The 26,902-nt window shown below is 41.1% G+C and carries 28 protein-coding genes and 1 other annotated feature; of the genes, 2 read left to right on the top strand and 26 right to left on the bottom strand.

The window, feature by feature from the left end; genetic code table 11:
- Nucleotides 1–16: 16 nt before the first annotated feature.
- From secG to ybeY, 8 genes are read right to left on the bottom strand one after another with little or no spacing between them, the layout of a single operon-like run.
- A complete protein-coding gene (gene secG, locus SM12261_RS04395) occupies nt 17–250 on the bottom strand; it encodes a preprotein translocase subunit SecG (RefSeq protein WP_000282517.1) in 234 nt (77 codons plus the stop codon).
- 39 nt (nt 251–289) lie between these two features.
- Nucleotides 290–439: a 50S ribosomal protein L33 gene (gene rpmG / locus SM12261_RS04390; protein WP_001809104.1), complete on the bottom strand. Its 150-nt coding sequence runs from the start codon at nt 437–439 to the stop codon at nt 290–292.
- Entirely contained in the window at nt 439–1,638 is a 1,200-nt protein-coding gene (pmrA, locus tag SM12261_RS04385; RefSeq protein WP_000136129.1) for a multidrug efflux MFS transporter PmrA, read from the bottom strand. Before pmrA ends, rpmG begins: the two co-directional genes overlap by 1 nt.
- Entirely contained in the window at nt 1,625–2,230 is a 606-nt protein-coding gene (coaE, locus tag SM12261_RS04380; protein WP_000516209.1) for a dephospho-CoA kinase, read from the bottom strand. Before coaE ends, pmrA begins: the two co-directional genes overlap by 14 nt.
- Nucleotides 2,230–3,054 carry a DNA-formamidopyrimidine glycosylase gene (gene mutM / locus SM12261_RS04375; protein WP_001114620.1) on the bottom strand — a complete coding sequence of 275 codons (825 nt, stop codon included), beginning with the start codon at nt 3,052–3,054 and terminating at the stop codon, nt 2,230–2,232. Before mutM ends, coaE begins: the two co-directional genes overlap by 1 nt.
- 48 nt (nt 3,055–3,102) lie before the next feature.
- Nucleotides 3,103–4,002, bottom strand: coding sequence for a GTPase Era (gene era, locus SM12261_RS04370; protein WP_000143254.1), 900 nt, complete (start codon nt 4,000–4,002; stop codon nt 3,103–3,105).
- Nucleotides 4,003–4,018: 16 nt separating this feature from the next.
- Nucleotides 4,019–4,414 (bottom strand): diacylglycerol kinase family protein, encoded by a 396-nt coding sequence (locus SM12261_RS04365; protein WP_000378165.1) that lies wholly within the window; start codon nt 4,412–4,414, stop codon nt 4,019–4,021.
- Nucleotides 4,395–4,892 carry an rRNA maturation RNase YbeY gene (ybeY, locus tag SM12261_RS04360; protein ID WP_000275156.1) on the bottom strand — a complete coding sequence of 166 codons (498 nt, stop codon included), beginning with the start codon at nt 4,890–4,892 and terminating at the stop codon, nt 4,395–4,397. Before ybeY ends, SM12261_RS04365 begins: the two co-directional genes overlap by 20 nt.
- Nucleotides 4,893–4,996: 104 nt before the next feature.
- Here ybeY and pavA point away from each other — a divergent pair, with 104 nt between their 5' ends.
- A complete protein-coding gene (pavA, locus tag SM12261_RS04355) occupies nt 4,997–6,652 on the top strand; it encodes an Rqc2 family fibronectin-binding protein PavA (RefSeq protein WP_000006744.1) in 1,656 nt (551 codons plus the stop codon).
- A gap of 210 nt (nt 6,653–6,862) precedes the next feature.
- Here the strand turns inward: pavA and SM12261_RS04350 are convergent, their stop codons facing one another.
- The 12 genes from SM12261_RS04350 to SM12261_RS04295 form a co-directional block, all read right to left on the bottom strand.
- Entirely contained in the window at nt 6,863–8,569 is a 1,707-nt protein-coding gene (locus SM12261_RS04350; RefSeq protein ID WP_000736102.1) for a glucosaminidase domain-containing protein, read from the bottom strand.
- 97 nt (nt 8,570–8,666) lie between these two features.
- The gene (locus SM12261_RS04345; RefSeq protein ID WP_161969980.1) at nt 8,667–9,653 is read right to left on the bottom strand and encodes a dihydroorotate dehydrogenase; all 987 of its coding nucleotides are present in this window, start codon (nt 9,651–9,653) and stop codon (nt 8,667–8,669) included.
- Nucleotides 9,616–10,416: a dihydroorotate dehydrogenase electron transfer subunit gene (locus SM12261_RS04340; RefSeq protein WP_001070081.1), complete on the bottom strand. Its 801-nt coding sequence runs from the start codon at nt 10,414–10,416 to the stop codon at nt 9,616–9,618. The genes SM12261_RS04345 and SM12261_RS04340 overlap by 38 nt, the downstream gene beginning before the upstream one ends.
- Before the next feature lie 248 nt (nt 10,417–10,664).
- Nucleotides 10,665–11,045, bottom strand: a complete 381-nt coding sequence (gene gloA / locus SM12261_RS04335) for a lactoylglutathione lyase (protein ID WP_000157153.1) — start codon at nt 11,043–11,045, stop codon at nt 10,665–10,667.
- A gap of 97 nt (nt 11,046–11,142) precedes the next feature.
- A complete protein-coding gene (locus SM12261_RS04330) occupies nt 11,143–13,815 on the bottom strand; it encodes a J domain-containing protein (protein ID WP_000049474.1) in 2,673 nt (890 codons plus the stop codon).
- Nucleotides 13,816–13,826: 11 nt separating this feature from the next.
- Complete coding sequence (locus tag SM12261_RS04325; RefSeq protein WP_000635031.1) at nt 13,827–15,491, bottom strand: molecular chaperone HscC; 1,665 nt, start codon at nt 15,489–15,491, stop codon at nt 13,827–13,829.
- A 175-nt stretch (nt 15,492–15,666) separates the two neighbouring features.
- Nucleotides 15,667–16,026, bottom strand: a complete 360-nt coding sequence (gene rplT / locus SM12261_RS04320; protein WP_000124834.1) for a 50S ribosomal protein L20 — start codon at nt 16,024–16,026, stop codon at nt 15,667–15,669.
- 51 nt (nt 16,027–16,077) lie between these two features.
- Complete coding sequence (rpmI, locus tag SM12261_RS04315; RefSeq protein WP_001125943.1) at nt 16,078–16,278, bottom strand: 50S ribosomal protein L35; 201 nt, start codon at nt 16,276–16,278, stop codon at nt 16,078–16,080.
- A 32-nt stretch (nt 16,279–16,310) separates the two neighbouring features.
- On the bottom strand, nt 16,311–16,841 hold the full coding sequence (gene infC, locus SM12261_RS04310) for a translation initiation factor IF-3 (RefSeq protein ID WP_000848180.1): 531 nt from the start codon (nt 16,839–16,841) through the stop codon (nt 16,311–16,313).
- A gap of 15 nt (nt 16,842–16,856) precedes the next feature.
- Nucleotides 16,857–16,988 (bottom strand) — a sequence feature (ribosomal protein L20 leader region).
- A 72-nt stretch (nt 16,989–17,060) separates the two neighbouring features.
- Nucleotides 17,061–19,301, bottom strand: a complete 2,241-nt coding sequence (locus SM12261_RS04305) for a DNA internalization-related competence protein ComEC/Rec2 (RefSeq protein ID WP_000942409.1) — start codon at nt 19,299–19,301, stop codon at nt 17,061–17,063.
- Complete coding sequence (locus SM12261_RS04300) at nt 19,285–19,935, bottom strand: helix-hairpin-helix domain-containing protein (protein ID WP_000387351.1); 651 nt, start codon at nt 19,933–19,935, stop codon at nt 19,285–19,287. The genes SM12261_RS04305 and SM12261_RS04300 overlap by 17 nt, the downstream gene beginning before the upstream one ends.
- Nucleotides 19,936–20,001: 66 nt before the next feature.
- Nucleotides 20,002–20,571, bottom strand: a complete 570-nt coding sequence (locus SM12261_RS04295) for a GNAT family N-acetyltransferase (protein WP_000443732.1) — start codon at nt 20,569–20,571, stop codon at nt 20,002–20,004.
- 171 nt (nt 20,572–20,742) lie between these two features.
- Between SM12261_RS04295 and ald the strand changes: the two genes are divergently transcribed.
- Nucleotides 20,743–21,855: an alanine dehydrogenase gene (gene ald, locus SM12261_RS04290; RefSeq protein ID WP_000904719.1), complete on the top strand. Its 1,113-nt coding sequence runs from the start codon at nt 20,743–20,745 to the stop codon at nt 21,853–21,855.
- Between the two features lie 56 nt (nt 21,856–21,911).
- Here ald and SM12261_RS04285 read toward each other — a convergent pair whose 3' ends face one another.
- The 6 genes from SM12261_RS04285 to trmFO form a co-directional block, all read right to left on the bottom strand.
- Nucleotides 21,912–22,907 (bottom strand): PhoH family protein, encoded by a 996-nt coding sequence (locus SM12261_RS04285; protein ID WP_000658173.1) that lies wholly within the window; start codon nt 22,905–22,907, stop codon nt 21,912–21,914.
- 84 nt (nt 22,908–22,991) lie between these two features.
- Entirely contained in the window at nt 22,992–23,207 is a 216-nt protein-coding gene (locus tag SM12261_RS04280) for a YozE family protein (RefSeq protein ID WP_001232083.1), read from the bottom strand.
- 8 nt (nt 23,208–23,215) lie between these two features.
- Nucleotides 23,216–24,070 carry an RNA-binding virulence regulatory protein CvfB gene (gene cvfB, locus SM12261_RS04275; protein WP_001095458.1) on the bottom strand — a complete coding sequence of 285 codons (855 nt, stop codon included), beginning with the start codon at nt 24,068–24,070 and terminating at the stop codon, nt 23,216–23,218.
- A 59-nt stretch (nt 24,071–24,129) separates the two neighbouring features.
- A complete protein-coding gene (gene frr, locus SM12261_RS04270; RefSeq protein ID WP_001262225.1) occupies nt 24,130–24,687 on the bottom strand; it encodes a ribosome recycling factor in 558 nt (185 codons plus the stop codon).
- An 8-nt stretch (nt 24,688–24,695) separates the two neighbouring features.
- Entirely contained in the window at nt 24,696–25,433 is a 738-nt protein-coding gene (gene pyrH, locus SM12261_RS04265; RefSeq protein WP_000002996.1) for a UMP kinase, read from the bottom strand.
- An 83-nt stretch (nt 25,434–25,516) separates the two neighbouring features.
- Nucleotides 25,517–26,851, bottom strand: a complete 1,335-nt coding sequence (gene trmFO / locus SM12261_RS04260) for a methylenetetrahydrofolate--tRNA-(uracil(54)-C(5))-methyltransferase (FADH(2)-oxidizing) TrmFO (protein WP_000083722.1) — start codon at nt 26,849–26,851, stop codon at nt 25,517–25,519.
- Between the last annotated feature and the right edge of the window lie 51 nt (nt 26,852–26,902).

Here is a 26,902-nt window from a genome sequence, read left to right as displayed (position 1 = left end):
CCTGCCCATTATTTTCTTATCTACTTGATAATACCGTCAATGCTAAGGCAATGGCTAGCCAGAAAAAGACTAAAATCCCTGTCAAACGCTGCATTACAGCTTCAAAACCGCGTGCTTTACTGCGTTCAAACAAATCACCTGAGCTGGCATCAAATACATTGCTGGATTGGTTTTTGGTTGGTTGCATGAAAATCGCAATCACAATCACAACAGATAATACTAATAAAATGGTTAATAATAGGTTATACATATCAAACTCCTTAAAATCCCTATTATTTTACCATAAAATCTACTTAGATTCAAGATGTAGGGTTACTTTTCTTTCCTTGGGACAATACTTTAAAACCTCAATCTTGTCTGGATGGGTTTTGGAATTTTTACTGGTTAGGTAATTGATACTGCCACAAGAGGAGCACTTGAGATTAATTTTTACTCGCACTAGATTTCCTTTACTTTTAATAATGTTCGAAATTGAAGAAGGTTAAAGAGACAACTAAAGGCAACACAAAGGCTTGTCGCATAAAAGACTGCATGGTAGCCAAATTGACCTGCTACTGCAGAACCTGCCATGGGACCAACGACACCTCCCAGATAAAAGAATACCTGATTGAAGGCAAAGACCCTCGAAATGCCGGCTTTGGGAGTCATTTTGCTGAGTAGGGCATTAATCCCAGGAATCAGCGCACCGGTTCCCAAGCCAAAGAGGAAACGATAGAGTCCTAGTTGAAGGGGACTAGATGCATTGGCACAGAGGAGATAGATGATAACTGAATAAAACTGTGCTACAACCAAGAGACGATGATTGCCCACCTTGTCACCTAGCTTACCCATGACTCCTGCACTCATCATGCTGGAAAAGCCCATGCTGGACACAATCAAACCAGAGACAAAAAGAAGATTCTCTGTCTGCCCTAAGTCGCGTACATAAAGAGCCAAAATAGGGCCAATCGATTGGGCTGAAAATTGGATGACAAAACTGGTTAAAAAGAGATTGACCAAAAGATAGGGATATTTAACCGAGGTAAATAATTCCTTTGTTGGAATAGCCTTTTCCTTGGCTACTGGTTGAAAATCTTCCTGGATAAAGCAAATAGTCAAAATAGCAGCTAAAAACAGAAAACTACCAACCAGTAAGAAAACCGTACGAATGCCAAATAATTCTGCTATAAAGCCCCCGATAAAAGGACCAGTTAGAGTACCTGCAACTACGCCTGTAGACAGAGTACCTAAGGCAGAGCCTGATTTCTCCTTGGGAACCTGACTGGCTATCAAGGCCGTTGCATTGGGAACAAATCCTGCAAATACACCATTCAGTAAGCGAAGAAAGATTAACCAATAGATATTTGGGACAAAGGCCAAGCCCCCCATAGTAATGGTCATAGCAAGCCCAGCCCGAATCATCATGGGTTTTCGACCATATTTGTCAGCAAGAATACCCCAGATAGGAGAAAAGAGCGCCGCTGAAATAGCAGAGACAGAAATTGCTAAACCTGCATAAAAAGCGACTTGCTCACTCCCTACACCTAGATTTTCCACAAAAATGGGCATAAAGGGCACAACCAAAGAAATACTGGCTCCTGTCAGAAAATTACCAAACCAGGCAATGCGCAAATTATCCTTCCAGTTAATCTCTGTCATATTGCTTACCTCCCTCGAGAAGGATACGCACTTGAGTAAGAAGCTGGTCCAGATTTCCATTGTTATCTAAAACATGACTAGCCAAATCTTTCTTTTTGTCTAAAGGCCACTGGGCTGCTAGACGAGATTCAGATTCATCTTTGGACAAGTGGTCTCTTTTCATTAAACGTTCTACTTGGATATCTCGATCCACATAGACCAACCAAGTCTCATTAAACCAAGAAGCATAGTCCTGCTCAAAAAGCAGGGGAATATCCATGAAAAAGATAGCTTCTGTCTGAACCAACTGGTCTCTCAAAGTAGCCAGTTCCTCACGGATAATCTCTCCTTGAGTTCGCTTAGACCATTCCCGTTCATCAGGATTGGAAAAGATGTGACTAGCTAGGAGAGGGCGATTAAGTTCTCCATTTTCAAGGATGATTTTTTGACCAAAGTGCTGTACTAGAGCCTCAAACAGACGACCTCCAGGTTTCTGTAGTTGGTGGACGACTGCGTCAGCATCCACCACTTGAAAACCTTGCTGTCTTAGAAAATTTGTCACAGTTGACTTACCAGAGGCAATTCCTCCTGTAATTCCAATGATTTTTCCCATCAGTCCCTCCTTTGACAGTTTGGACAAAAGTGGGTGCCTCGTCCGCCTAGTTGCATTTTCTCAATCACAGTCCCACAGCGTGCACACTCTTGACCAGCCTTGTCATAGACCTGATGAAAATCCTGCATGGTTCCATCTTCCCCAAAGGCATTGGTATAGGTCCGAATAGTCGAGCCACCTTTTTCAACAGCCTGGCCCAAAACAGAAATGGTCTGGTCATGAATGGCTGACGCTTCTTCTGTCGTCAAAGTCTGGGAAGGTCTAGCTGGATGAACCTGAGCTCGCCAGAGGACTTCATCCACATAAATATTGCCAAGGCCAGCAACCAAGGTTTGGTCTAATAAGTGAGATTTGATAGGCTTTTTGGACTTGGCTAGGGCAGCTTGAAAGACCTGCAAATCAAATTCTTGTTCGCTTGGTTCAGGCCCTAATTTTTTAGAAATAAAGTAGGCTTCCAAAAGGTCTGGTGCAAACAGTTCCATAGTCCCAAACTTGCGTACATCCTCATAAACAAGCGTGCCACCGTCTTCAAACTGGAAGAAAACATGGGCATGCTTACGTTCAGGAACCTGGTCTGGATAGTAAAAATACTTGCCTTCCATGCGCAAATGGGAAATCAAGACCTTGTCTGTCAGGCAGAAAAGCAAATATTTTCCACGACGTCCCATGGACTCAACAATCTGACCAGGCACTTCCTTTTGAAACTCGTCCAAATTCGTCTTAATCATCTTGGGATAGCGAATTTCTATACTCGAAATCTTCTTTCCCAGAATCAATTTTTCTAAACCACGACGAACGGTTTCAACCTCAGGTAATTCAGGCATAAGTCCTCCTTCTGTAAAAACAAGAAGCAGGCATGAGCCCACCTCTACTTAGTATTCTTTTTCATTATAGCCAAAGTCAGCCAAATCTAGTTTTTTATCGCGCCAGTTTTTCTTGACCTTGACCCATGTTTCTAGGAAGACCTTGTCTCCTAGCATGAGTTCGATATCACGACGAGCCATGCTACCGATTTTCTTAAGCATAGCGCCACCTTTACCGATGATAATCCCTTTCTGACTATCGCGCTCCACCATGATAGTTGCACGGATGTGAACCTTATCTGTCTCTTCGTCTCGTTTCATAGAATCAACTACTACAGCAACTGAGTGAGGAATCTCTTCACGAGTTAGGTGCAAGACTTTCTCACGAACCATCTCTGAAACCAAGAAACGTTCTGGATGGTCTGTGATTTGATCAGACGGGAAATACTGGAAACCTTCGTCCAGATTTTCACTCAAAATATCCACTAGACGAGACACGTTATTTCCCTGAAGGGCTGAGATTGGAACGATTTCTTTGAAGTCCATCTGATTTCGGAAATCATCAATCTGAGACAAAAGCTGGTCTGGATGGACCTTATCAATCTTGTTTACCACTAGAATCACAGGAATCTTGGCAGCCTTGAGACGCTCGATAATCATGTCGTCTCCCTTACCACGCGCTTCATCAGCGGGCACCATGAAAAGAACGGTGTCCACTTCACGAAGGGTGCTGTAGGCAGACTCAACCATGAAATCTCCAAGGGCCGTTTTAGGCTTGTGAATCCCTGGCGTGTCGATAAAGACGATTTGCTCCTTATCGGTCGTGTAAATTCCCATGATTTTGTTGCGCGTTGTCTGCGCCTTGTCACTCATGATGGCAATCTTTTGCCCCATGACGTGATTTAAAAAGGTTGACTTCCCAACATTGGGACGTCCTAAAATGGCTACAAAGCCTGATTTAAAAGTCATAATTTCCTCTTACTGTTTAAAATATTAAGTCCCAGATTCGTGGGAGAAAAATCAATGCGCCTGTTAAGGCTGCGAAAAGAGAGACCACTAATACCGCGCCAGCCGCCATATCCTTGGCATTTTTAGCCAGCATAGAAAAGTGATAGTGACTGGCCAAATCCACCACATTCTCGATAGCAGAATTGATAATTTCAAAGGCTACTACCAAAAAAATGCTCAATAGGAGAAAGAGCCATTCGATTCGTGACACCTGAAAAACAAAACCTGCGAGGATGACCACGAGAGCCGTCACCGCATGTTTTCGCATATTGCGTTCTTCCTTTATGGCAGTAAAAATTCCTGTAAGAGCAAATTCTAAACTGGATATCAGGTCACGATTTTTCCATTTTCGTTTATTGTCTTGTGAGTCCATAGGCTGTCAAAATTTCTTCTTGTAAACCGAACATCTCCGCTTCTTCTTCCGGAGTGTAGTGATCATAGCCGTTAATATGTAAAAAGCCGTGTACTGCCAAGAAGCCCATCTCACGCTCAAAGCTGTGGCCATATTCCTCAGCCTGCTCATGAGCCTTATCAATAGAGATGAACAATTCCCCAATATAGGCATCAAACTCAGACATCATCTCTGCTAATTCTGGATTTTCAAGCAAATCTTCTTCGTCAAAGGCAATTTCCAACTCTGGTTTATATTCAAGGCTGATGACATCTGTCGGACGGTCGGTGTCACGGTACTCCAGATTGAGTTCATGACTACGCTCATTGGTCACAAAGGTAACTGCCATCTCCTTGTCTTCTTTTCCTAATTTTTGGGCTGCAAATTCCAAAATCTCTTGGGTTTGTTGCAACATTTCTTTTGAAACTTGACCAGTTTCATCTACCATTTCAATATACATGTGCTTCTCGTTTCTCTTTACTTGGCTTTATTATACCACATTTCCATGATTTTATTCTACCTTTTTGATATAATACTATGGAATACAATCACAAGGAGAGAACGATGTCATTTGACGGATTTTTTTTACACCACATGGTTGAGGAATTGCGAAGAGAATTAGTGAATGGTCGCATTCAGAAAATCAATCAACCTTTTGAACAAGAGTTGGTCTTGCAAATCCGTAGCAATCGCCAAAGTCATCGCCTGCTCCTTTCTGCCCATCCAGTTTTTGGACGCATTCAGCTGACCCAAACAACTTTTGAAAACCCAGCCCAGCCTTCTACCTTTATCATGGTTTTAAGAAAATATTTGCAGGGTGCCCTGATTGAGTCGATTGAGCAAGTGGAAAATGACCGTATTGTGGAAATTACGGTTTCTAATAAAAACGAGATTGGGGACCATATTCAGGCTACCTTGATTATCGAAATTATGGGGAAACACAGTAATATTCTACTGGTCGATAAAAGCAGTCATAAAATCCTCGAAGTTATCAAACATGTTGGCTTTTCACAAAATAGCTACCGCACCTTGCTTCCTGGATCGACCTATATCGCTCCGCCAAGTACGGAAGCTCTCAATCCTTTTACAATCAAGGACGAGAAACTTTTTGAAATCCTGCAAACACAGGAAACGACAGCTAAAAATCTTCAAAGCCTCTTTCAAGGTCTGGGACGCGATACGGCAAATGAATTGGAAAGGATACTGGTTAGTGAAAAACTTTCCACTTTCCGAAACTTTTTCAATCAAGAAACCAAGCCATGCTTGACTGAGACTTCCTTCAGCCCAGTTCCTTTTGCAAATCAGGTGGGAGAGCCTTTTGCCAGTCTTTCTGATTTGTTGGACACCTACTATAAGGATAAGGCTGAGCGCGACCGCGTAAAACAGCAAGCCAGTGAACTCATTCGTCGTGTTGAAAATGAACTTCAAAAAAATCGTCATAAGCTTAAAAAACAAGAAAAAGAGTTACTGGCGACAGACAACGCTGAAGAATTTCGTCAAAAGGGGGAATTACTGACAACCTTCCTCCATCAAGTTCCTAATGACCAAGATCAGGTTATCCTAGACAACTACTATACTAATCAACCTATCACAATTGCGCTTGATAAGGCCTTGACTCCCAACCAGAATGCCCAACGCTATTTTAAACGGTATCAGAAACTCAAAGAAGCTGTCAAATACTTGACTGAGCTGATTGAGGAAACCAAGGCAACCATTCTCTATCTGGAAAGTGTAGAAACCGTCCTCAACCAAGCTGGACTAGAAGAAATCGCTGAAATCCGTGAAGAATTGATCCAAACAGGTTTTATCCGCAGAAGACAACGGGAGAAAATCCAGAAACGCAAAAAACCAGAACAATATCTAGCAAGCGATGGCAAAACCATCATCTATGTCGGTCGCAATAACCTGCAAAATGAGGAGCTAACCTTTAAAATGGCCCGCAAGGAGGAACTTTGGTTCCATGCCAAGGACATTCCTGGAAGCCATGTTGTCATCTCAGGCAATCTTGACCCATCTGATGAAGTCAAGACAGACGCAGCAGAGCTGGCCGCCTACTTCTCTCAAGGACGCCTGTCAAATCTGGTGCAGGTAGATATGATTGAAGTCAAGAAACTCAATAAACCAACTGGTGGAAAACCAGGCTTTGTCACTTACACAGGACAAAAGACCCTCCGTGTCACACCAGACCCAGAAAAAATTGCATCCATGAAAAAATCCTGATTTTACTTGAAATCAGGATTTTTAACTTATACTCACTCAAATCATATTCATACTCAATGAAAATCAAAGAGCAAACTAGGAAGCTAGCCGCAGGTTGCTCAAAGCACTGCTTTGAGGTTGTAGATAAGACTGACAAAGTCAATCACATACATCACCCAAGGAGACGCTGACGTGGTTTGAAGAGATTTTCGAAGAGTATCAATTATAGGACTAATCTTTGCCACCTAGCTTCTCATTGATTTTCATCATCACACTAGCAATTTTTTCACCCCAATAAGGATCTGAGGCATATTCCACATTCATACCAGATGCCTTGTTTCCAAGGAAAGTTCTGCCCCTATCGATATAATTTTCCTTAATCCACTTGCTTGCACCTAAAATTCCCTTATCCACATCATCAAATGTCTTGGCAGAAAGGTAAGGGGTCGTATCATAGGCTGTAATTCCAAAGAAATTATTCTTATCTTTGGCAATCTTACTTCGTCCCCAATCACTTTCTAAAGCACTATGGGCAAGGAGGTAAAGGGCATTGATATGATAATGTTCTTCGGCTTCCTTAAAAGTAGCTCCCTTATTTTCTAAGAGACTATTATTAATATTTAGCAAACTAAATACCTTATCCAAGTCTTCAGCACTATAGTTTGTAGCCTCTGTTAAATCTTTGAAAAGGAAGGGATTCTCAAGCTTAAAACCATCAAAATGCAGGCCATCTGCCGAATAATATTTCTTGCCTACTTCCATATCAGAAAGATGAGAAGCTACTGGGATACTAGCATTCTGAGCCACATAGTGATAAAAACGGTGGCCATCACTCTCATAAAATGGGATAAAATCCTTACTAGCATCTAATGCTTGTAAATCTTCTGTTTTCATATAGCCTGACAAACCAGAAACAGTAATAGCCAGATGCTTATCATCACTTTTTCTATCCTTATCTAGCCAGACGACACTACCTTGCGATATATAGGAGAGCTTTTCACCATCTGCATCATAAACATTTGCAGTCACTGGAAGGACCTGATAATAATCAGAGCTAGTCTTGGACTCCTTATGCCATTTTCCATCGTTTCCTAGCTGATGACCATCAATAGTCTCATTTTTTGCCATGTAGCCAGCAGATTTGAAGTAGTACCAGGCTTGACTATGAGAATCATAGACCCATTCTTTTTCAGCCATTTTGCCATCAGATTTTAGGTAAAACCATGATTCTTTATCCAAAATCCATTCATTGGCTGCCATATAGCCTCCGGATTTTAGATAATAATAGTGACCATTATCAAAAATCCATTCTTTATCAGCATGATTCCCATTTTCTTTAATGTAAAACCAAGATTGGTATTGTTTGTCAAAAAGCCAACCTTGCTGTACTTTAGCACCACTAGCACTCACATAAGCCTGTTCAATCCACTGACTTGTCAGTAAATAACCTCCGGATTTGAAATAATAGTCCTTGCCCTTAATTTGGAGCCATTCTTTCTCTGCGTGCTGGCCATCTGCTTTGATATAAAACCAAGCATCATATTGAGAATCATAGACCCAGTCTTCTATTACCTTGGCACCTGTAGCACCGACATAGGAAGCTCCTAGCCAAGCATTTCTTTTCATCTTTCCATCTTGGTCAAGATAATAGAGGACTCCCTTGTCTTCTACCCATTCTGATTTTGCCATATAGCCACCAGATTTGAGGTAAAAATAGTCGTCACCTTGTTTCAACCATTCATTTTCAGCATAGTTAGCATCTGCTTTGATATAAAACCAAGATTGATAATGAGTATCAAAAACCCACTCATTGGCTGCTTGACTACCATCTGCTTTCAGGTATTGTTTTCCTTGCCAAGTACCATCACTAGCCATTGCACTCTCTGGTCTGGCTAAGAAAAATAGCAGAGCTAAAAAAACAAATCTCAATTTCTTCATAAACTTTCTTCCTCTGTTCTTTCCATTTTATTGTATCAAAATTCTCTATAATCAACATTACAAACTGATAAAAAATCAAGAACAGATTGATTGCAGTTTACCTCAGAGACTCTTTTACTTCCTTGCGTAGATCTTCCAGACTGCTAATGCCGTATTTGTCCATGGCTTTTGGAAGATTTTCGATGATATCAGGACAGGCATATGGATTGGTAAAGTTGGCTGTTCCAACTCCAATAGCAGATGCTCCAGCCAGATACATTTCTAGGGCAGCTTCTGCCGAATCCACTCCCCCCATTCCAATGATAGGCAGGTCTGTTGTTTGGGCGACTTGGCGGATGAGTTTGAGGGCTACTGGAAAGACTGCTGGACCAGACATTCCACCTGTTCCATTGGCCAAGATTGGTTTTCTTGTTTTGAGGTCAAAGCGCATACCAACCAGAGTATTGATCATGGTTAAGCCACTTGCCCCCGCATCTTCTGCAGCTTTTGCGACAGTAACGATATCGGTCACACTAGGGGTTAATTTGACATAAACTGGCACATCAGAAGCTTCCACAGCTGCTTTCACCACATCATAAGCCAGATCAGGGTTTTGACCAATCAAGAGTCCATGATTACAGTGATCTACGTTGGGACAAGAAATATTGAGCTCAATAGCCTTCACATTAGCTGCCTTGGAAATACCATGAGAAACAGCAGCATACTCTTGTTTTGAAAAACCAGCTACATTGGCGATAATAGGAAGATTTGGATACTCTCTTTCTAGCCAAGGTAACTTTTCAGCCAAAACAACTTCCAAACCAGGATTTTGCAAACCGATTGCATTAAGCATACCAGCGGGTGTTTCTGCCACCCTTGGAGTTGGATTGCCAAAACGGGCTTCAAGTGTTGTCGCCTTGATCATAATAGAACCCAAAAGGTCTAAATCATAGTACTTGGCATACTCTTGACCAAAACCAAAACAGCCTGATGCTGGAATAATCGGATTTTTCAAATCCAAGCCTGGTAGAGAAACTTGTAAACGATTTGTAGTCATAATTTTCTCCTTATAATACAACTGTTCCTGTGCGGAAAACAGGGCCATCTTCACAGACGCGTTGGCTGACCGTCTCGCTTTCTGGCACTTTTAGGACGCAGGCATAGCAAGCCCCCATCCCACAAGCCATACGAGATTCCAGAGATAAATAGGCTCTTGGGTGGTCATAAAAGGTTTGATTGATATACTTCATCATTCCTGGAGCCCCACATGAGTAAACAGCATCAAATTGATTGTCTAAATCCTTGATAACAACGGAAACATTTCCCTTGATACCATAAGAACCATCATCTGTCGTTACAAAAACTTGACCATATTGAGCTAATTCCGTCTCTAAAATAACAGCATCCTTAGTGGCAAAACCGAGAACTGTCACTACTTTCACACCACGCGCATGCAATTCCTTGGCTACCTCAAGCAAGGGCGGTACGCCAATCCCCCCTCCAACAAGGAGAATCTGGCTCTGCTCATCTAGATCAGACAAATCAAAACCATTTCCCTGAGGGCCCATTACATCAAGAGTATCCCCCTGACTTAAGGTTGAGAAAATAGCTGTCCCAGCCCCTTCAATCCGATAAATGAGATGACACTGCTTCTTAACCTTATCAATAGATGAAATCGAAATAGGACGGCGCAAAAGATGGGCATCATCAGGCACACGCAGATGAAGAAATTGGCCTGCTCGCATGGCTTCAACCATTTCCCCTTCTAGGACTAATTCAAAGATTGCTGGCGCGATTTCCTCCTGTGCTACCACCTTCATGGTTTCCAAACGAATTGCACCCAAACGTTTCTTACATGTGGGATTCATGACTTTTCCTCCTTAAATTTTAAGGGGACCAGATAAAGAAAAGACCTTGCTAGTGCAAGGCCTCAGTTAAAATCGTACAACACAAGAGAGCACACTTAAAAAGTCTCCTCTAGAAAATTGTACTATTCTTTTATCTGACACCTTGTGAGTCTCTCTGGACTCCCCTTAAAGGTTAAATTTTTACTATTATACTCTTTCAGCTAAAAAAAGTCAAGTAAAAAACGAACATTCTACTTGACTTCAAGAAATTATTTTTCACGAATGACTTCGACCTTGTAGCCATCAGGGTCTTTGACAAAGTAATAGTTAGGTGCAGTTCCTGGTAGACCATTTGGCTCAGTCACTTCATAGCCTTTTGCACTGTGCTCTTGATGAAGAGCTTCAAGATCGGGTGTACTGAGGGCGATATGGGCAAATCCATCTCCAACCACATAAGGACCATGATCGTAGTTATAAGTCAACTCCAACTCATAGTCATCACCCTCAAGACCTAGATAGACAATCGTGAAGGCATGGTCTGGAAAATCTCTGCGACGCAATTCTTTAAATCCAAAAGCATCTTGATAAAATGCAATTGATTTTTCGAGATTTTCTACTCGCAAGCAAGTGTGTAGCATTTTTGAAGCCATATTCATTACCTCTTTCATTTTAATAGTTCTATTATACCTTTATTCAGGAAAATTTACTAGAAACTTGAACTAGAGTCCTCTTCTCTACTATTTTATTCTAAGCAGCACTTTTACGATTTTCTTTGCGTATATTGCGAATAAGAAAAAGCATGATAAGGATAAAAAGCCCCTCAAGGAAGTAGAAAGTAAACTCATTGTTCAATATTAACAGGTCTTTTTCAAAAAAGATTTTGCTAAAATCTGGTATAGGGATGAATAGAATTCTAAATAACCGTCTTAGGAAAATAAAAATCTGCAATCCATAAATCATAAAGGTCTTCTTAACACCAATTGCTAAACGCTGCTCTTTTGTAAAATAAGCCAATACGATTCCATTTAATAAAAGTAAAAAAGTTAAGCTCAAAGTTTCATTTCTTAGAATAACTGGATTAAATAGACTTAAGCGACTGTGAATTAGAGGTAATAATTGAAAGAATATAACACCCATTATAATCGGAAAAATAATTTCCTTCAGTGAGGGTGGAAATCCTATCCAAAATCTTGTAAAGTATAGAATACCAACAACTATCATAGAAATAAAGATGTAACAAATTACAATATATGAAATCTTTTCACTTCGGTTTGCCAGAGCAACTAGAAAACCAGCAGATAAAAACAGTCCGAGAGGAATTAACTTGTTCAAAGAATAGGTCACTCTCAACCCATAACGAACATGGAAACCATCAATAATAGAAAAAATGCTTATAAATAATAGACAAGAGATGAGTCCAAGTGGAATAACTGGAACAAAGGAAAGCAGTATTACTGCTAAAACCCAAAGATTTCTATTATAATAAAATTTTATTTTTTGCCCTCGGGCATTGAGTCCTTCTTTGATTGGTTGGTCAAGTCTCCTATGCATGTAATAATTATAGAGAGAAACCATTCCTATGTATAGCCATCTATTTAAACCAGGTTCGTCATAGACGCTTAGAAGAAAACTGATAATGGTTAAAGTCGCAAAGGTAAAAGTTAAGAGCCTATTTTTAAGAACATCTCTTTTAATCCAAGCAAGATAAGATACTTTAGGATTCGGATGATTGAGTTGATATGCGTGGTGAGTCATCTCTTCGAGTTTCAGGTCTGTCTCCTCTGTCATCAAGAGCGGAGCCATGCTAGAAGTATGAAATTGACCCAATATAAACTTCAATAGTTCTCCATCTGTAAAACGGTGATACTCCTTATAAACTTGTTCAAAAAAGATAGGATAAATGCGAGGTTTCTCTTTAAAAACTTGTTTCCAAATCGTCCAATCATTGACAAGTTTATCATCTTTTAACAATTTATCGACAAATAGATATCCCTCATAATACCAGTAATCAAATTTCTCTTTTTTATTTAACTCATATTTCTTGATAGCCCAAGGATAGTAATAAATATCATTCCAAAAATTGAATTTCTTTAGATAAGGATTTTCTCCATCCTTGATGTTATTTTCTACAAATCGAAAAACAAGATTCAAAACCTTCTTATTTGTAAATGGATAAACATCAATTTCCTCTAATAATTGAAGTAAGAGAGATTTATCCTGAGTCTTTTCTAGAAGGTGTTTCCAAGATTCTACAAGTCTAGCCTCGTCTTGATATGGCGTATAGACTAAGAGATATAGGGCTTCCTCAACCTCTGAAAGATTTAGCAAATTATAAGAATGGATATCGAATGGTTCTTCTGAATCTGCTTGTAATTCCTCAAAGTAAGCTAGAAGTTCATCATAGGCTTTTTGGTCCTCATTAGTCTTTACTTGACCTATCATATCAAGAATATAAGCCAATACTGGAATGCAAGTAATCATTTGTTTACTGTTATTCAACAGAAAAAGAACCGTACTAGGAGAAAAAGATTGTTTAAAAAATTTTATCCAAACCCCAATTTGATTGACTTTTTGGGAATCTTCGAGGATTGCTTGACATAAACGATAAGAAGCATACAAATTCGAAATTTCTTTTTTTGCATCTTCAAGGGACTCTCCATTTTTGTAGGCAGTAGCCCTTTTAACCTTCCAATGCTTCAGTTTATAGTAATAACCCCAGCACTTAAAGTCTGGTACATAGTCTTCCAGTAAGGGAATGATGATAGAGAATTGCTCAGGTTTGTTAAAAATATAAACATCCATTTCTTCTAAAACAGACTGAACAGTGCTCATATCATATCCATATTGACTAAAAAACTGTTTCCAAAGATGTTCTTGTTCTTCTATGGTATAGTCAGGATTCCCTACAATACTTTCAATCGCATTTCGAATCAAATACTCTAACTCTAGATAATCACTGAAATCTAAGACATTTCTAGATGCAGCTACCTCTTGAGAACTTGTATCTTCATTGACCGTTTCAAAATTTAGTCGAGGAGCGACTGGTTCATTGTAACTTTCATTTGAAGCAGCAGTCTCATGAACATCACCGAAGTCAAGAGAAGGTTGTGCAGTATCTACTTGCTCAGTTTTCTCCTCAGACTTAAATAATTCAAAATCAAGTGAATTGGTAGCAGAGTTTGTCGTTCTGTTTTCTTGCTCATTGATCTGCTGAGTGGAGCTAGCTTCACTTCTACCACTTTCTTGCCTGGTCTTTTTAGACCGTGCTTCTCTCAAAGCAGACTGGTAGGCTTCCACAATTTGTTGGTAGATTTCTGGTTGGTCCTCTGGGTGATAGAGTCGAACCAGCTCTGCATAACGTCTTCTAATAAGCTTAACGTCATGAGTTGGCTCAATTCCTAAGATTTCCCACTTGCTCATACAATCCCCTCTCATAGACCTCGTTCTAGAAATTCTAGATAGTTAGAAAATGATTGATAAAGTTTTGGTAAATGATACATAGATGCTTGTTTGACTTCTTCTTCAAAGCGTCTAGTTTCTGCCATCAACTCATCTCTTCTTCTCCCTAATAGCATGCTATACACACGATTGGCTTTTTCAATCAAGAAACGGTAAACCTCAGTTTCCTGGGCATTAATCTTATAGCGAGTCAGCTCGGCTTGTTTTTCTTTGATTTCCTCTTCAGTCAGAGTGATACTCTCTTGAAGAATAACATGGTTAAAGACTTCCTGTGTTGAGTCGATGGTTACTTCCACATCTAAAATCCCATTTAAGTCGTAGGTGAATCGTATAGTGAGACCTTCGTTAACTTCATGGTTTACAGGCACAGGAACTTCCAATTCTCCTAGAAATAAGTTTTGTGAAGCCTTCATCATTTCTCCTTGATAGACTTCTACTCTCACTTGACTTTGTCCCAGTTCTGCAGTGTAATAATGTTCCTTTTTTGAAGTAGGTAAAGGAGAATTACGTTCGATAATCGGAGAAAAACGATCACCCACTACTGAAGTTCCAAGCGTAAAAGGACAAATATCTGATAACAATAAGTCTCGAACTTCTCCCTGACGCCCCTTTATTCCCGCTAGAAGAGCACAACCTTTTGCAATCATTTTATCAGGATCATCAGTTAATTGAACCGCTTGGTCAATACAGTAAGATAGAAAGTCTTGAACTAAACGAAGTTTTGAGGTACCGCCGACAAGGACAAAATTTTCAGAGGACACATAACTATATCGGGCATCCCTCAAGGCTCTATCTAATACAGACTTAAGTCGGGCAAGCAAAGGCTGACAAAGCTCATAAAATCTCTGATAAGTTAGGTCTAAAGAGTACTCCTTTTCCTGATCCATTACTAGCATCTGCACTTCTTCATTGATATTCAGATTCAACTTTGCCTTCTCCGCTTGAACCAATATCTTGCTGTAAAACTCTCGTGAAATAGATTTCCTAGACAAGTGATTTGAGGTTAAAAATTCCTCAGCAATTGCTGCAGTAAAATCCTCTCCTCCCAATCGATTATCACCTGCGATAGACACAATCTCTACAACGTTATCAAACAACTCAACAACCGAGATATCTAGCGTACCCCCACCAAAATCGACAACCACAAAAGATTGGTCTTCTTGATTGCTCATAGATTTTTTTGCGAGAGCAGCTGCGGAAGGTTCATTGATGATACGCTCTATTTTAACCCCTGCAAATTGCCCTGCCAATTTTGTAGCATAGCGTTGTGCATCGTTAAAATAAGCTGGTACACTGACAATGACTTCCTCAACTTTCTCACCAAGGAAACTCTCTGCATCATCCACTAATTTTCGAATGACAAAAGAACTTAGTTCCTCCGCTTTATAGGTTCTATTTCCTAGGACCAATTCATGTTTGGTCCCCATAAATCGTTTGAACTGAGAAAGAGTTCTGTCAGGATGTGTCACCAAGCGTTCCTTGGCAATTTTTCCAACTATGATTTCATCATTGTCATCTAAAGCCACAACAGAAGGAGTCAAATATTCACCAAAAGCATTGGGAAGCAGCTTGACCTGGCCATCTTGGTATACTCCTACTAAAGAATTAGTCGTTCCTAAATCAATACCTACTATCATCTTCTTCTAACTCCAAATCTTTTTAGATATTCCTATTATACAAGAAATATCCTATTTTCTTTGAAAAAATCTGTGATTTACTCTCTAAAATAGAAAATCATTTATGGAAAATAAAAAAGTTTCATCCTGCCTTTTACGGCATACACCGCATAAGGCAAAATGAAACAATCAATTATTATTTACCAAGTTTTGCTTTAGCTGCATCTGCAAGAGCTGTGAAAGCTGCTGCATCGTTAACAGCCAAGTCAGCAAGCATTTTACGGTTAACTTCGATCTCAGCCAATTTCAAACCATGCATCAATTGTGAGTATGAAAGTCCGTTCATACGAGCTGCCGCATTGATACGAGTGATCCACAATTTGCGGAAGTCACGTTTTTTCTGACGACGGTCACGGTATGCATAGTAGTAAGAGTTCATTACTTGTTCTTTTGCAGTACGGAACAAGATGTGTTTAGCTCCATAGTAACCTTTTGCTAATTTAAGAATACGTTTACGACGTTTGCGTGATACAACGCCACCTTTAACACGTGCCATGTTTTATTTCCTCCAAATATTTCCTAGAATTGTTTACTTACAGTCAAGCTATTATTTCAAGCGAGTAAGCATTGCTTTGATACGTTTGTAATCTCCTGAATGCACCATAGATGCTTTACGAAGATGACGACGTTGTTTCTTAGTTTTTCCGTGGAAACGGTGAGAAGTGTAAGCACGGAAACGTTTAAGTCCACCAGAACCTGTACGTTTGAAACGTTTAGCTGATGCGCGGTGTGTTTTTTGTTTTGGCATGATTTTTTCTCCTTTATTTAACTTTCTGACAATTATTTTTTGTCAGTCGCTGGCGCCAATTGCATGAACATTTGACGTCCATCCATTTTAGCACGTTGTTCGATGATGGCAATATCTTGAGTTGCTTCAGCAAACTCGGCTAAAACTTTTGCACCAATCTCTTTATGGGTAATCATACGACCCTTAAAGCGAATAGATACCTTAACTTTATTTCCTTTTTCAAGGAATTTGCGTGCATTGCGAAGTTTTGTATCAAAGTCACCCTTGTCAATAGTTGGACTTAGACGAACTTCTTTCACAGTAACAACACTTTGTTTTTTACGTTGTTCTTTTTGCTTCTTCTGGTACTCAAACTTGAACTTACCGTAGTCCATAATTTTTGCAACAGGCGGTTTGGCTTGGGGTTGAATCAATACTAGGTCAACATTAGCGTTATCAGCCAAAGCTTGCGCTTCACTGAGTGGCTTGATGCCTAGCTGTTCTCCTTCAAGACCAATCAAGCGAACTTCACGTACACGAATCTCATCATTGATGAATAAGTCTTGCTTTGCTATGGTTTTCACCTCTTTTGTTTTATTAGAGAAAAACAATAGCGGACTCGTAAATATACAAGCCCGCACGTTATGATAGCGTTTCTTAGAAACTTTTCATCCGTAGGGCCAGGCAACTTCATGTCACAAGGCGAGAAGCTCTCACTTCTGCTTTTCTCAACTTTTACATGATACCAAGTTTTCTAGCTCTTGTCAAGATAAAAAGTTATTTTTTTGAAAAGTTTCTGCTCATTAACCAACCGTTTCGACTTTCCAACTATTCCACCCTTTAAAGCGTATAGCTCCATGCTGGTCAGTTCGGTAAACTTTACTATTGATAGTTTCCAGTCGTGTCAAAGTTTCCTGATGGGGGAGTTTCGCTCGATTGTTCTTTCCAACTGAGATAAGAGTAAACTCTGGTTTGAGTTTTTCTAGAAAGTCTGAACTTGATGATTTTTTAGAGCCATGTTGGCCAGCTTTTAAAACATCCACTTTCAAGTCTGGATAGTGCTTCAGCAATTCCTTCTCTCCTTTTTCCTCCAAATTTCCTGTGAAGAGAAAGTACTTATCCAAAAGTTTTCCATACAGAACCAGGGAATCTTCATAACCTCCATCTCCAATTTTCCTTGGAGATAGGACTTCTAACTGACTTCCAAAAATTGACAAGTTCTCTCCTGCTGTTATACTTCTAACTTTTGTTTGGGTCGCTTGTAGTTCTGCCACAAATTGCTTCTGTTTCAAACTGCCTTTTGACACTAAAATTTCGCCTACATGAAAAGCCTTGGTCACCTCCAACAAATCTCCAACATATTCCTTGTCCGTATTGGTCAAAATTAGCTGGTCAATCTTGGATACTCCGCGACTTTTGAGATAGGGTATCAAGGTTCGCTGGGCATTACTGGTCGTCGTCTTTTCTTGCCATTTTTCTATTTTCTTACTAGACTCTGCCTTGCCACCCACATCTATGAGAATGATTTTACCAGTTACATCCCGTAGGAAAATACTTTCCCCTTGCCCAACATCCAGCATGGTGATTTCATTTTCCAGTGGATGCTTGGTCAAGAAAAAGAGACCTGTAATCAATAAGCTCAACACTGCTAGCCTTTTAATGTTTTTCCTCAAATCATAGACCAAAGCCAAGGAAATTAACAATAAGATTAAAATCCATGCATTGGGTTGTCCAAAGACCAGAGGTCTACTTGCCACCTGTGATACAAAGCGAATCATTCCCTCCAACCATTCAAAAATAAAATTCAGCTGAATGACTGGATGAAGAAAGGAAAGGGCAAATAAGATAGACAAGAGCGGTAAGAAGACCAAGTCAAAAAGAAAGGAAAAGACAAAGGTCAAAAGGATAGACCAAGGCTGAAATTCTGCAAAATAGAAGGATAGGATGGGTAATATTCCCAAGGAAATGACTAGACTTTCTCTAGCAACAGCCTTGAGGCCTTCTCCTTCTTTGCTGGTCATGGTCAAGATAAAAGCATAAGCGCAGGACAAGACTCCTCCTGCTGTCAAGAAAAAGTTGGGCATGACGATAAAGAGGACAAGGACCGTCAAGGCAAAATTATCCAAGCCCTTAACACCATGTTGTGCCAGTAACTTTTGCAAAAGACTGCGAATAACTGATGCTGAAAATCCTGTCAGCCCTGCATAGATAAGGGAAAAGGGATAAGTCAGCCATTTCAACTTTTCTTGAGTCAAGCCCAATCGCAAGAGGAGTTTCTTAAATCCGTCCATGAAAAAACCTACCTGCATACCCGACAAGGCAAAGAGGTGGATAATTCCTAAACTAGAATAAAGCCCGTTCATCTCCTCAAAGTCGGTGTCCAGATGTCCTAACAAGAGCCCTGTCATGTAATTGCGCATAGGGTCTGGAAAATGCGTCTTAATCCAAACCACAGTCTTTCGACGTAAACTGGACAGATTTTCTCCTATATCCCAACTGCTAACCTTTTGAAGTGACTGGATTCTTTTGATAGTTAATGTTTGGTAAATCCCTTGAGTTTTCAGATAGGCTTGGTAGTCAAAACCACCAAAATTTCTCTGCCCGTCTGGTTCTGAAAGTTTTCCTTCTAGTCCTATCTCATGAAGGTCGGTTAAAGCTTGAAAGGCTTCTTTCTCCTCCTCGGACTGGAGTTTATAATAGACTTGAAAAATGCGTCCATCAGACTTACCACGAAAGGATAGACTATCACCATTGACCTTAACAGTGTCTGGTAAAATCCGTACCCTTTCAACAGAATCCGCCAAATTTTGACTCGCTTGACTCTGTTGCCAATTTTGAAACAGAAACCAGAAACCAAAGATTCCACAAATTATTAGAACTTTACCAGCAGATTTCCACGGAAATTGGATAAAGAGACAGACTAGCAGAAAAACAAAACCTAGTAGTGCGAGATAAGATGATGAGAAAATGGCGTAGTAAAGCCAAAGCAACAGAAAACTAAGGTAAATTAGGGGAATAGAGAAATTCTTAATCCACTGTAACATAATCTTTTAACTTTTCTATGGTCTTGGCACCAATGCCAGAGACTTTCTTGAGTTCATCAACCGACTTGAATTTCCCATTTGCCTCACGATGGTCGATAATATCCTGAGCTCGTTTGCCACCCAGTCCTTTGACCTGCTTGAGTTCTTCCAGACTGGCCTTATTGAGATTGACCTTCTTTTCCTTGCTCGTTGAGGAAGCCGTCCCAGGACCTGCCTGCTGACTAGCTGCTTCTTCTCCCTTAGTTGGGACGTAAACCAGAGCCTCGTCACTAACTTTCTGAGCTAGATTGAGCGACTTGCTATCTGCTTGTTCTGTCAAGCCACCAGCCTTCTGAACAGCATCATTGACTCGACTACCTACAGGCAAATCATAAATCCCTGGCGATTTAACAGCACCTTTGACATCTACTGTGATTAGATCTTGTTCAAGGGGTTCTTCCTTTTCTTCCTTCTTTACTTCCTTTTCGGATACCGAATCCTTGGAAACTGCTACAACTTCTGCCTGCAAATTCGTTTCCTTGACAGGTGTTTGTGGAGCTGGCTTTAGCAGGAAAAATCCTCCGACAAGTAATCCCAGACCAGTACAGATAACAATGATTTTATACTCTTTGATTTTCTCGATAATTGCTTCCATATTTTCTCCTCTCTTAGATTATTCGTAAGAGGAAGAAAAAACAGTTGAAAATTTCTTCTCAACTGCTTATTTATATGTAAAATAGTCTTCCTTGGTCAAGACATAATGAACTCTTGTAACGATTCGGCCTTCTTCATGCTGGTCCATACAAGCATATGGTTCTTCATGGGAAAAGCGCATGCCTGATTTCTCCATGACCTTGCCAGATGCGGGATTATCCTTATCGTGAAGGGCGGTCAACTTGTTCATTCCAATCTTCTCAAAAGCCAGCTCAATCACGGCACGATTGGCTTCTGTCGTTAATCCTTGATTCCAATACTTTTTATTGATAATGTAGCCAATAGCCGCCTTCTTAAGAGCAGGATCAATCTTGTGCAAATCAATTGTTCCGATAAATTTGCCATTGCTTTTTAGTTCTATTCCCCAACGTCCCAAGGGATTAGCCAAGTAGAACTGAGCAATATTATTTTTGGTTTCTTCTAAATTTTGATTGGTTAGAAAAGTGTAACGTGTATTATCCTTATCCGAGGCATAGTCAAACATTTCTTCTGCATCATCCAAGGTTACAGGTCTAAGCAATAAACGCTCAGTCTCGACTATTGGATACTGAGCTAGTTTTAAAAAGATTGATTCCATACGTTTCTACCATTCAAAAGTATTTTCTATCAGTCTAGCATAAAAAAGAAGTTACAACAAGTTTTCCTTGCTTTTTAAAGCGGTTTCATATAGAATAAAATCATCACCTTATTTTTATAGATAATGTGATAAATCATTTACAACCCGTCAATAGAAAGGGAGTTTTTCTCTATGTTAATCGGAATTCCAAAAGAAATTAAGAATAATGAAAACCGTGTTGCCCTCACACCTGCTGGTGTCCTCAGCTTAGTCGGTCGTGGTCATCGCGTCCTTATCGAAACAAATGCTGGTCTCGGTTCAGGCTTTACTGATGCTGACTATCAAAAGCAAGGAGCTGAAATTGTCGCTAGTGCTGGTGAAGCTTGGGCTGCAAAGTTAGTCGTGAAAGTAAAAGAACCATTACCTTCTGAATATGAGTACTTGCGTGACGACCTGCTTCTCTTCACCTACTTGCACATGGCCGCTGCTCCTGAATTAGCAGATGCTATGCTAGCAGCAAAAACAACAGGGATTGCCTATGAAACTGTCCATGATTCCCAAGGCCAGTTACCACTCCTCGTTCCTATGAGTGAGGTTGCAGGCCGTATGGCAGTCCAAATCGGAGCTCACTTCCTAACCAAACAAGCAGGAGGTTCTGGCGTCCTACTGGGTGGTGTACCGGGTGTACCTAAAGGAAAAGTAACCATCATCGGTGGTGGTGTCGTAGGGACCCATGCTGCCCGCATCGCTTTAGGATTGGGAGCGCAAGTGACCATCCTTGATATCAGTGCTAAACGTCTCTCCGTTTTAGAGGAGGTCTTTGGTCATCAAATTCAAACCCTTATGTCCAATTCGCTCAACATCGAAGCCAGTGTGAGAGATGCGGATGTGGTGATCGGAGCGGTTCTCATCCCAGGTGCCAAAGTACCAAAATTGGTGACAGATGAGATGGTCAAGCAAATGCGTCCAGGCTCTGTCATTGTGGACGTCGCCGTTGACCAAGGGGGCATTATCGAGACAGCTGACCGTGTCACAACGCACGATGAACCTGTCTATGAAAAATACGGCGTTCTCCACTATGCCGTTGCCAACATCCCTGGTGCAGTTGCCCGTACTTCAACCATCGCCCTAACCAATGTCACTCTTCCTTATATCGAAGCTTTGGCTGGTAAAGGTTTTATACAAGCAATCTCTGAAGATAAGGGCTTGCGTCAAGGTGTGACCACTTATCAAGGTTACTTAACCAGTCTTCCAGTAGCCCAAGGTCTCGATAAAAAACATACTCCAATTGATGAACTAGTCTAAAAAATATAATTATCAGATAAAAGAAAGAGCAAGTCCACCTGAACTGCTCTTTTTTGTTATTCTGTTTCTTCTTGGACTTCTTCACGCTCTTCATTTTTAACTGGAGCTGGTTCATAAGCTCGGATAATCTGAGCGACAACTGGATGGCGAACCACATCCTTGGCTGAAAAATGAACAAAGTCAATCTGGTGAATGTTCTTGAGCTTTTCTTGGGCATCAATCAAACCGGACTTGACGTTACGCGGAAGGTCAATCTGACTGATATCTCCATTGACAATCATCTTAGAATTAAAGCCTAAACGCGTCAAGAACATCTTCATCTGCATGATGGTCGTATTTTGTGCCTCATCGAGAATGACAAAGGCATCATCCAAGGTCCGTCCACGCATGTAGGCAAGGGGCGCAATCTCGATAATTTCACGCTCCATGAGACGAGTCGTTTGGTCTTTTCCCAGAATCTGATACAAGGCATCATAAACAGGTCGAAGGTAAGGATCTACCTTCTCCTTAAGATCACCCGGAAGAAAACCTAGACTCTCTCCTGCTTCCACTGCTGGACGAGTCAAGATAATCCGCTTGACCTGCCCACGTTTAAGAGCAGTCACTGCCAAGGTCACTGCAAGAAAGGTCTTCCCTGTTCCTGCTGGCCCAATTCCAAAGGTCACATCATGCTGTTTAACACTGTCCACATAAAGTTTTTGACCCAGTGTTTTGACACGGATAGGTTTCCCTGTATTATCCTTGATGATTTCTTCTTCGTAAAGGGCGACAAACTTGTCGATTTCATCGTTTTTGACCATGCTAATTGCAGTCACCACATCTGGCGTACCAACGGTCATCCCACGGTTCACCAAGACCATGAGAGCTTGAATAACCTGACGGGCTTCCTCACAAGCAGCCTCTTCTCCCAAAACCTGGACAATCTCCGTACGAGCATGAATCACCACATCAAGCTCTTCTTCCATCAAACGAAGATGGCGTTCATTGGAACCAAAAAGATGAAACAGGTCATCTGGATGACTCAGTTGAATGTCTATTGAATGTTCCTTCAAATAAAGAACCTCTCTAATCCTTTTATTTCTTTTTATTATAGCAAAGGGGTGGAGAAATTACTAGCCCAAACCCAGTGAATCATGCTAGTGCTCTATGTATTCTTGCCAGATAGCGTCAAAGTCTCCTAGGTTAAAAGAGAAACTGGCATGCTCCTCCAAAAAGCGACTCACCTCATCAAAATCATCTGTGTGTTTTGGAAAGGCTGACTCTTCAAAAGCTAGGTCTGCCAAGATAGCTTTGGGACTGTTACTTTTAGGATTGCGCTCGGTCATGAGCCAAGTGTAAAATGATTTTCTCATATGTCTCCCTAAATCAACTCTGTCCCAAACTGGTCTTGCTTGATTTTACCAGCCTTCATCAAGCCACCGAGTGCTTTCTTGAACTGACCTTTAGAAATTCCAAAGGTTGCCTTGATATCCTCAGGGGATGACTTGTCATTCAAGGTCATGAAACCACCATTGCTTTCCAAGTAGGTCAAAATCATCTGGGCATCATTTTCCAACATCTCAAAGGAACGTGGTTTAAGGGATAGGTTCAAAGTACGGTCCACTTCACGGAAACCAATAACACGCGCATCTAAAACTTGACCCAAACGTGGCTCTGCGTAGCGCTCGCTAGGATGGATAAAGCCAAGCATGTTATTTTCTGGCAGGTAAACAAAAGTCCCTGACAGCTTGAGGCGGTAAACAATGGCTGGCCAGTTTTGGTTCTGCATGTTGTTGTAGGCAGGACGAGCCAGACGTTTGAAGTCTTCTTGATAAGCCAAGAGTCCCCAGATACGGTCTTTCTTGTCCACTTCGAGACGGATGTAAAGTTGGTCGCCCTTCTTAGGCCAGAGTTCCTTGAGCTCAGGGAGAATATCGAGTGACACAACGATTTCCTTGTCAGGAAGGCCTGTATCCACAAAGACACCCAAGTCTTTACGAACTTCCGTTACAGTTCCCCAACCAAATTGGTCCTGAGTGGCGGTCACTTCTAGAGTGGTCAGGCGGAGTTTTTGCTTCATATCCGTGTAGGCAAAACCTTTGACCGTATCCCCTACCGTATGTTGACCTTCTTCCTTAGCAAGAGCATAGGTTTGACCATCCTTTTGCACAAAGTAAAAACGGTCGTTTTCATCGATGATCAGTCCAACGATAAAACTTGCAAGATTTGTATTCATATTTCCTTCTTTCGAATAAAACTCAGCCAGCAATGCCAACTGAGTTTTTCTGTTTATTTTTAGACTTCCAAAAGTTCTTTCTCTTTGTTGGCAGTCATGTCGTCGATGTGTTTAACAGCATCGTCTGTTACTTTTTGAATGTCTTTTTCAAGAGTCTTCAATTCGTCTTCAGTGATTTCTTTTGCTTTTTCTTGTTTCTTAGCTTCGTCCATAGCATCGCGACGGATATTGCGGACAGCCACCTTAGCATTCTCACCGACCTTCTTCACTTCTTTAGCAAGGTCACGACGAGTTTCTTCTGTAAGAGCTGGGATAACCAAGCGAATCACAGAACCGTCATTCGCTGGTGTGATACCAAGATCAGAAGCGTTCAAAGCACGTTCGATGTCTTTCAATGAAGACTTGTCAAATGGTGTTACCAACAAAACACGCGCTTCTGGAATGGTAATTGAAGCGATTTGGTTAAGAGGAGTTTCGACTCCATAGTATTCTACATGTACACGGTCAAGCAAGCTTGCATTGGCACGGCCAGCACGGATACCACCAAATTCACGAGCAAGTGATTGGTGAGACTGGGTCATTCTCTCTTTAGCTTTTTCAATAATTGCGTTAGCCATAATCTTTCTTATTCCTTTTCTTCGATATTATTTGAAACTGTTGTTCCGATATTTTCACCAAATACGACACGTTTGATGTTGCCTGGTTGGTTCATGTTAAAGACAACCAAGTCAATATCGTTGTCCATTGAGAGGGTTGAAGCTGTTGAGTCCATGATACGGAGACCTTTATTGATAACGTCACGGTGGGTCAATTCTTCAAATTTAACAGCTGTCTTGTCCTTCTTAGGATCGGCATTGTAAACACCGTCGACACCATTTTTAGCCATAAGGATGGCATCTGCTTCGATTTCAGCTGCACGAAGGGCCGCTGTTGTATCGGTTGAGAAGTAAGGTGAACCAATTCCGGCACCAAAGATAACGATACGGCCTTTTTCAAGGTGACGAAGGGCACGGCCACGGACATAAGGCTCTGCCACTTGTTGCATAGCAATAGCTGTTTGCACACGTGTATCAACCCCAACTTGTTGCAATGAATCTGCCATCACAAGAGCATTCATAACAGTCCCAAGCATTCCTGTGTAATCTGCCTGAACGCGGTCCATTCCTGCTTCTGCAGCAGGTTCGCCACGCCAGAGATTTCCTCCACCAATAACAAGGGCAATTTCGATACCTAAGCTATGAACTTCTTGAATCTCTTTTGCGATTGTTTGAACTGTTTGGATATCAATCCCTACGCCTCGTTCACCGGCAAGGGCTTCACCTGATAACTTGATTAAAATACGTTTATACTTGGGATTCGCCATTTTCACTCTCCTTCTTTTATCCTACCTATTTTATCACAATTTCTAAGATTTTTATAGTATCATGAGCAATTCTTTCAAAAAAATTAGACAGTTAAAAATTCTTCTAGGTCGCTAAGAGCGCGCTCTGCAATTTTTTCATAACGAGCCTTCTTATCACGAATACGCTCGCCTTCCAACTCCTTGATAATCCCAAAGTTGACATTCATTGGTTGGAAATGTTTGCTGTCAGCATGGGTGATATAATGAGCCAGACTTCCAATCGCTGTGGTCTCTGGGAAAACAGCCTCGCTTTCTCCCTTGAAGAGACGAGCGGCGTTAATTCCCGCAACCAAGCCTGAAGCAGCTGACTCAACATAGCCTTCCACACCTGTCATCTGACCAGCAAAGAAGAGGTTTGGCTGTTTCTTGGAACGATAGGTCTGCTCAAGAAGATTTGGTGAATCCATGTAAGAATTGCGGTGCATGACACCATAACGTACAAACTCCGCATTTTCAAGACCTGGAATCATTTGGAAGACACGCTTTTGTTCTCCCCATTTGAGGTGGGTCTGGAAACCAACAATATTGTAAAGGCTACCAGCCGCATTGTCCTGACGAAGCTGAACCACCGCATACGGTGTTTTGAATTCTCCATCACGAGGTCCTGTGTAGTCATCTGGATACTCCAGACCCACTGGTTTCATAGGACCATAAAGCATAGTTTTAATGCCACGTTTGGCCATGACTTCGATAGGCATACATCCTTCAAAGTATTTTTCTTTTTCAAAAGAATTGAGTGGTGCTTCCTCCGCATTGATCAAGGCTTCATGGAAATCCATAAACTCTTGCTTGGTCATAGGAGCGTTGAGATAAGCGGCTTCTCCCTTATCATAACGAGACTTGAGATAGACCTTGCTCATATCGATAGTATTGACATCGATAATAGGCGCTGCCGCATCGTAGAAATAGAAACCATCGCCATCATTAAGAGCATGAATCTTCTCAGCTAGGGCATCGCTGGTCAAGGGACCAGTAGCGACAACTGTGATAACATCTGTCGGTAATTCTGTAATTTCATCACGAACCACTTCAATCAAGGGATGGTTGGTAACTTTTTCTGTCACCATTTGGGAGAAACCATCACGGTCCACCGCAAGCGCACCACCTGCAGGAACACGTGTAGCCTCAGCAGATTCCAAAATAACAGAACCCAAGCGACGCATTTCTTCCTTGAGAAGACCAACTGCATTTGTCAAAGCATCCCCACGAAGAGAATTGGAACAAACCAACTCTGCAAAATTGTCTGTTTTGTGCTGGGGTGTTGACTTGACACCACGCATTTCATAAAGTTTAACTGGAATACCACGCTCTGCAATTTGGTAGGCAGCTTCAGAACCTGCCAAACCAGCACCGATAACATTGATATAAGATTGAGACACGACACTAATACCTCTTTGGGAGTGTGAAGACAAGTTTCACATTGAAAAAGC

The sequence above is a fragment of the Streptococcus mitis NCTC 12261 genome (genome assembly GCF_000148585.2).
GTDB lineage: Bacteria > Bacillota > Bacilli > Lactobacillales > Streptococcaceae > Streptococcus > Streptococcus mitis.
This window is presented reverse-complemented; position numbering and strand designations above follow the sequence as displayed.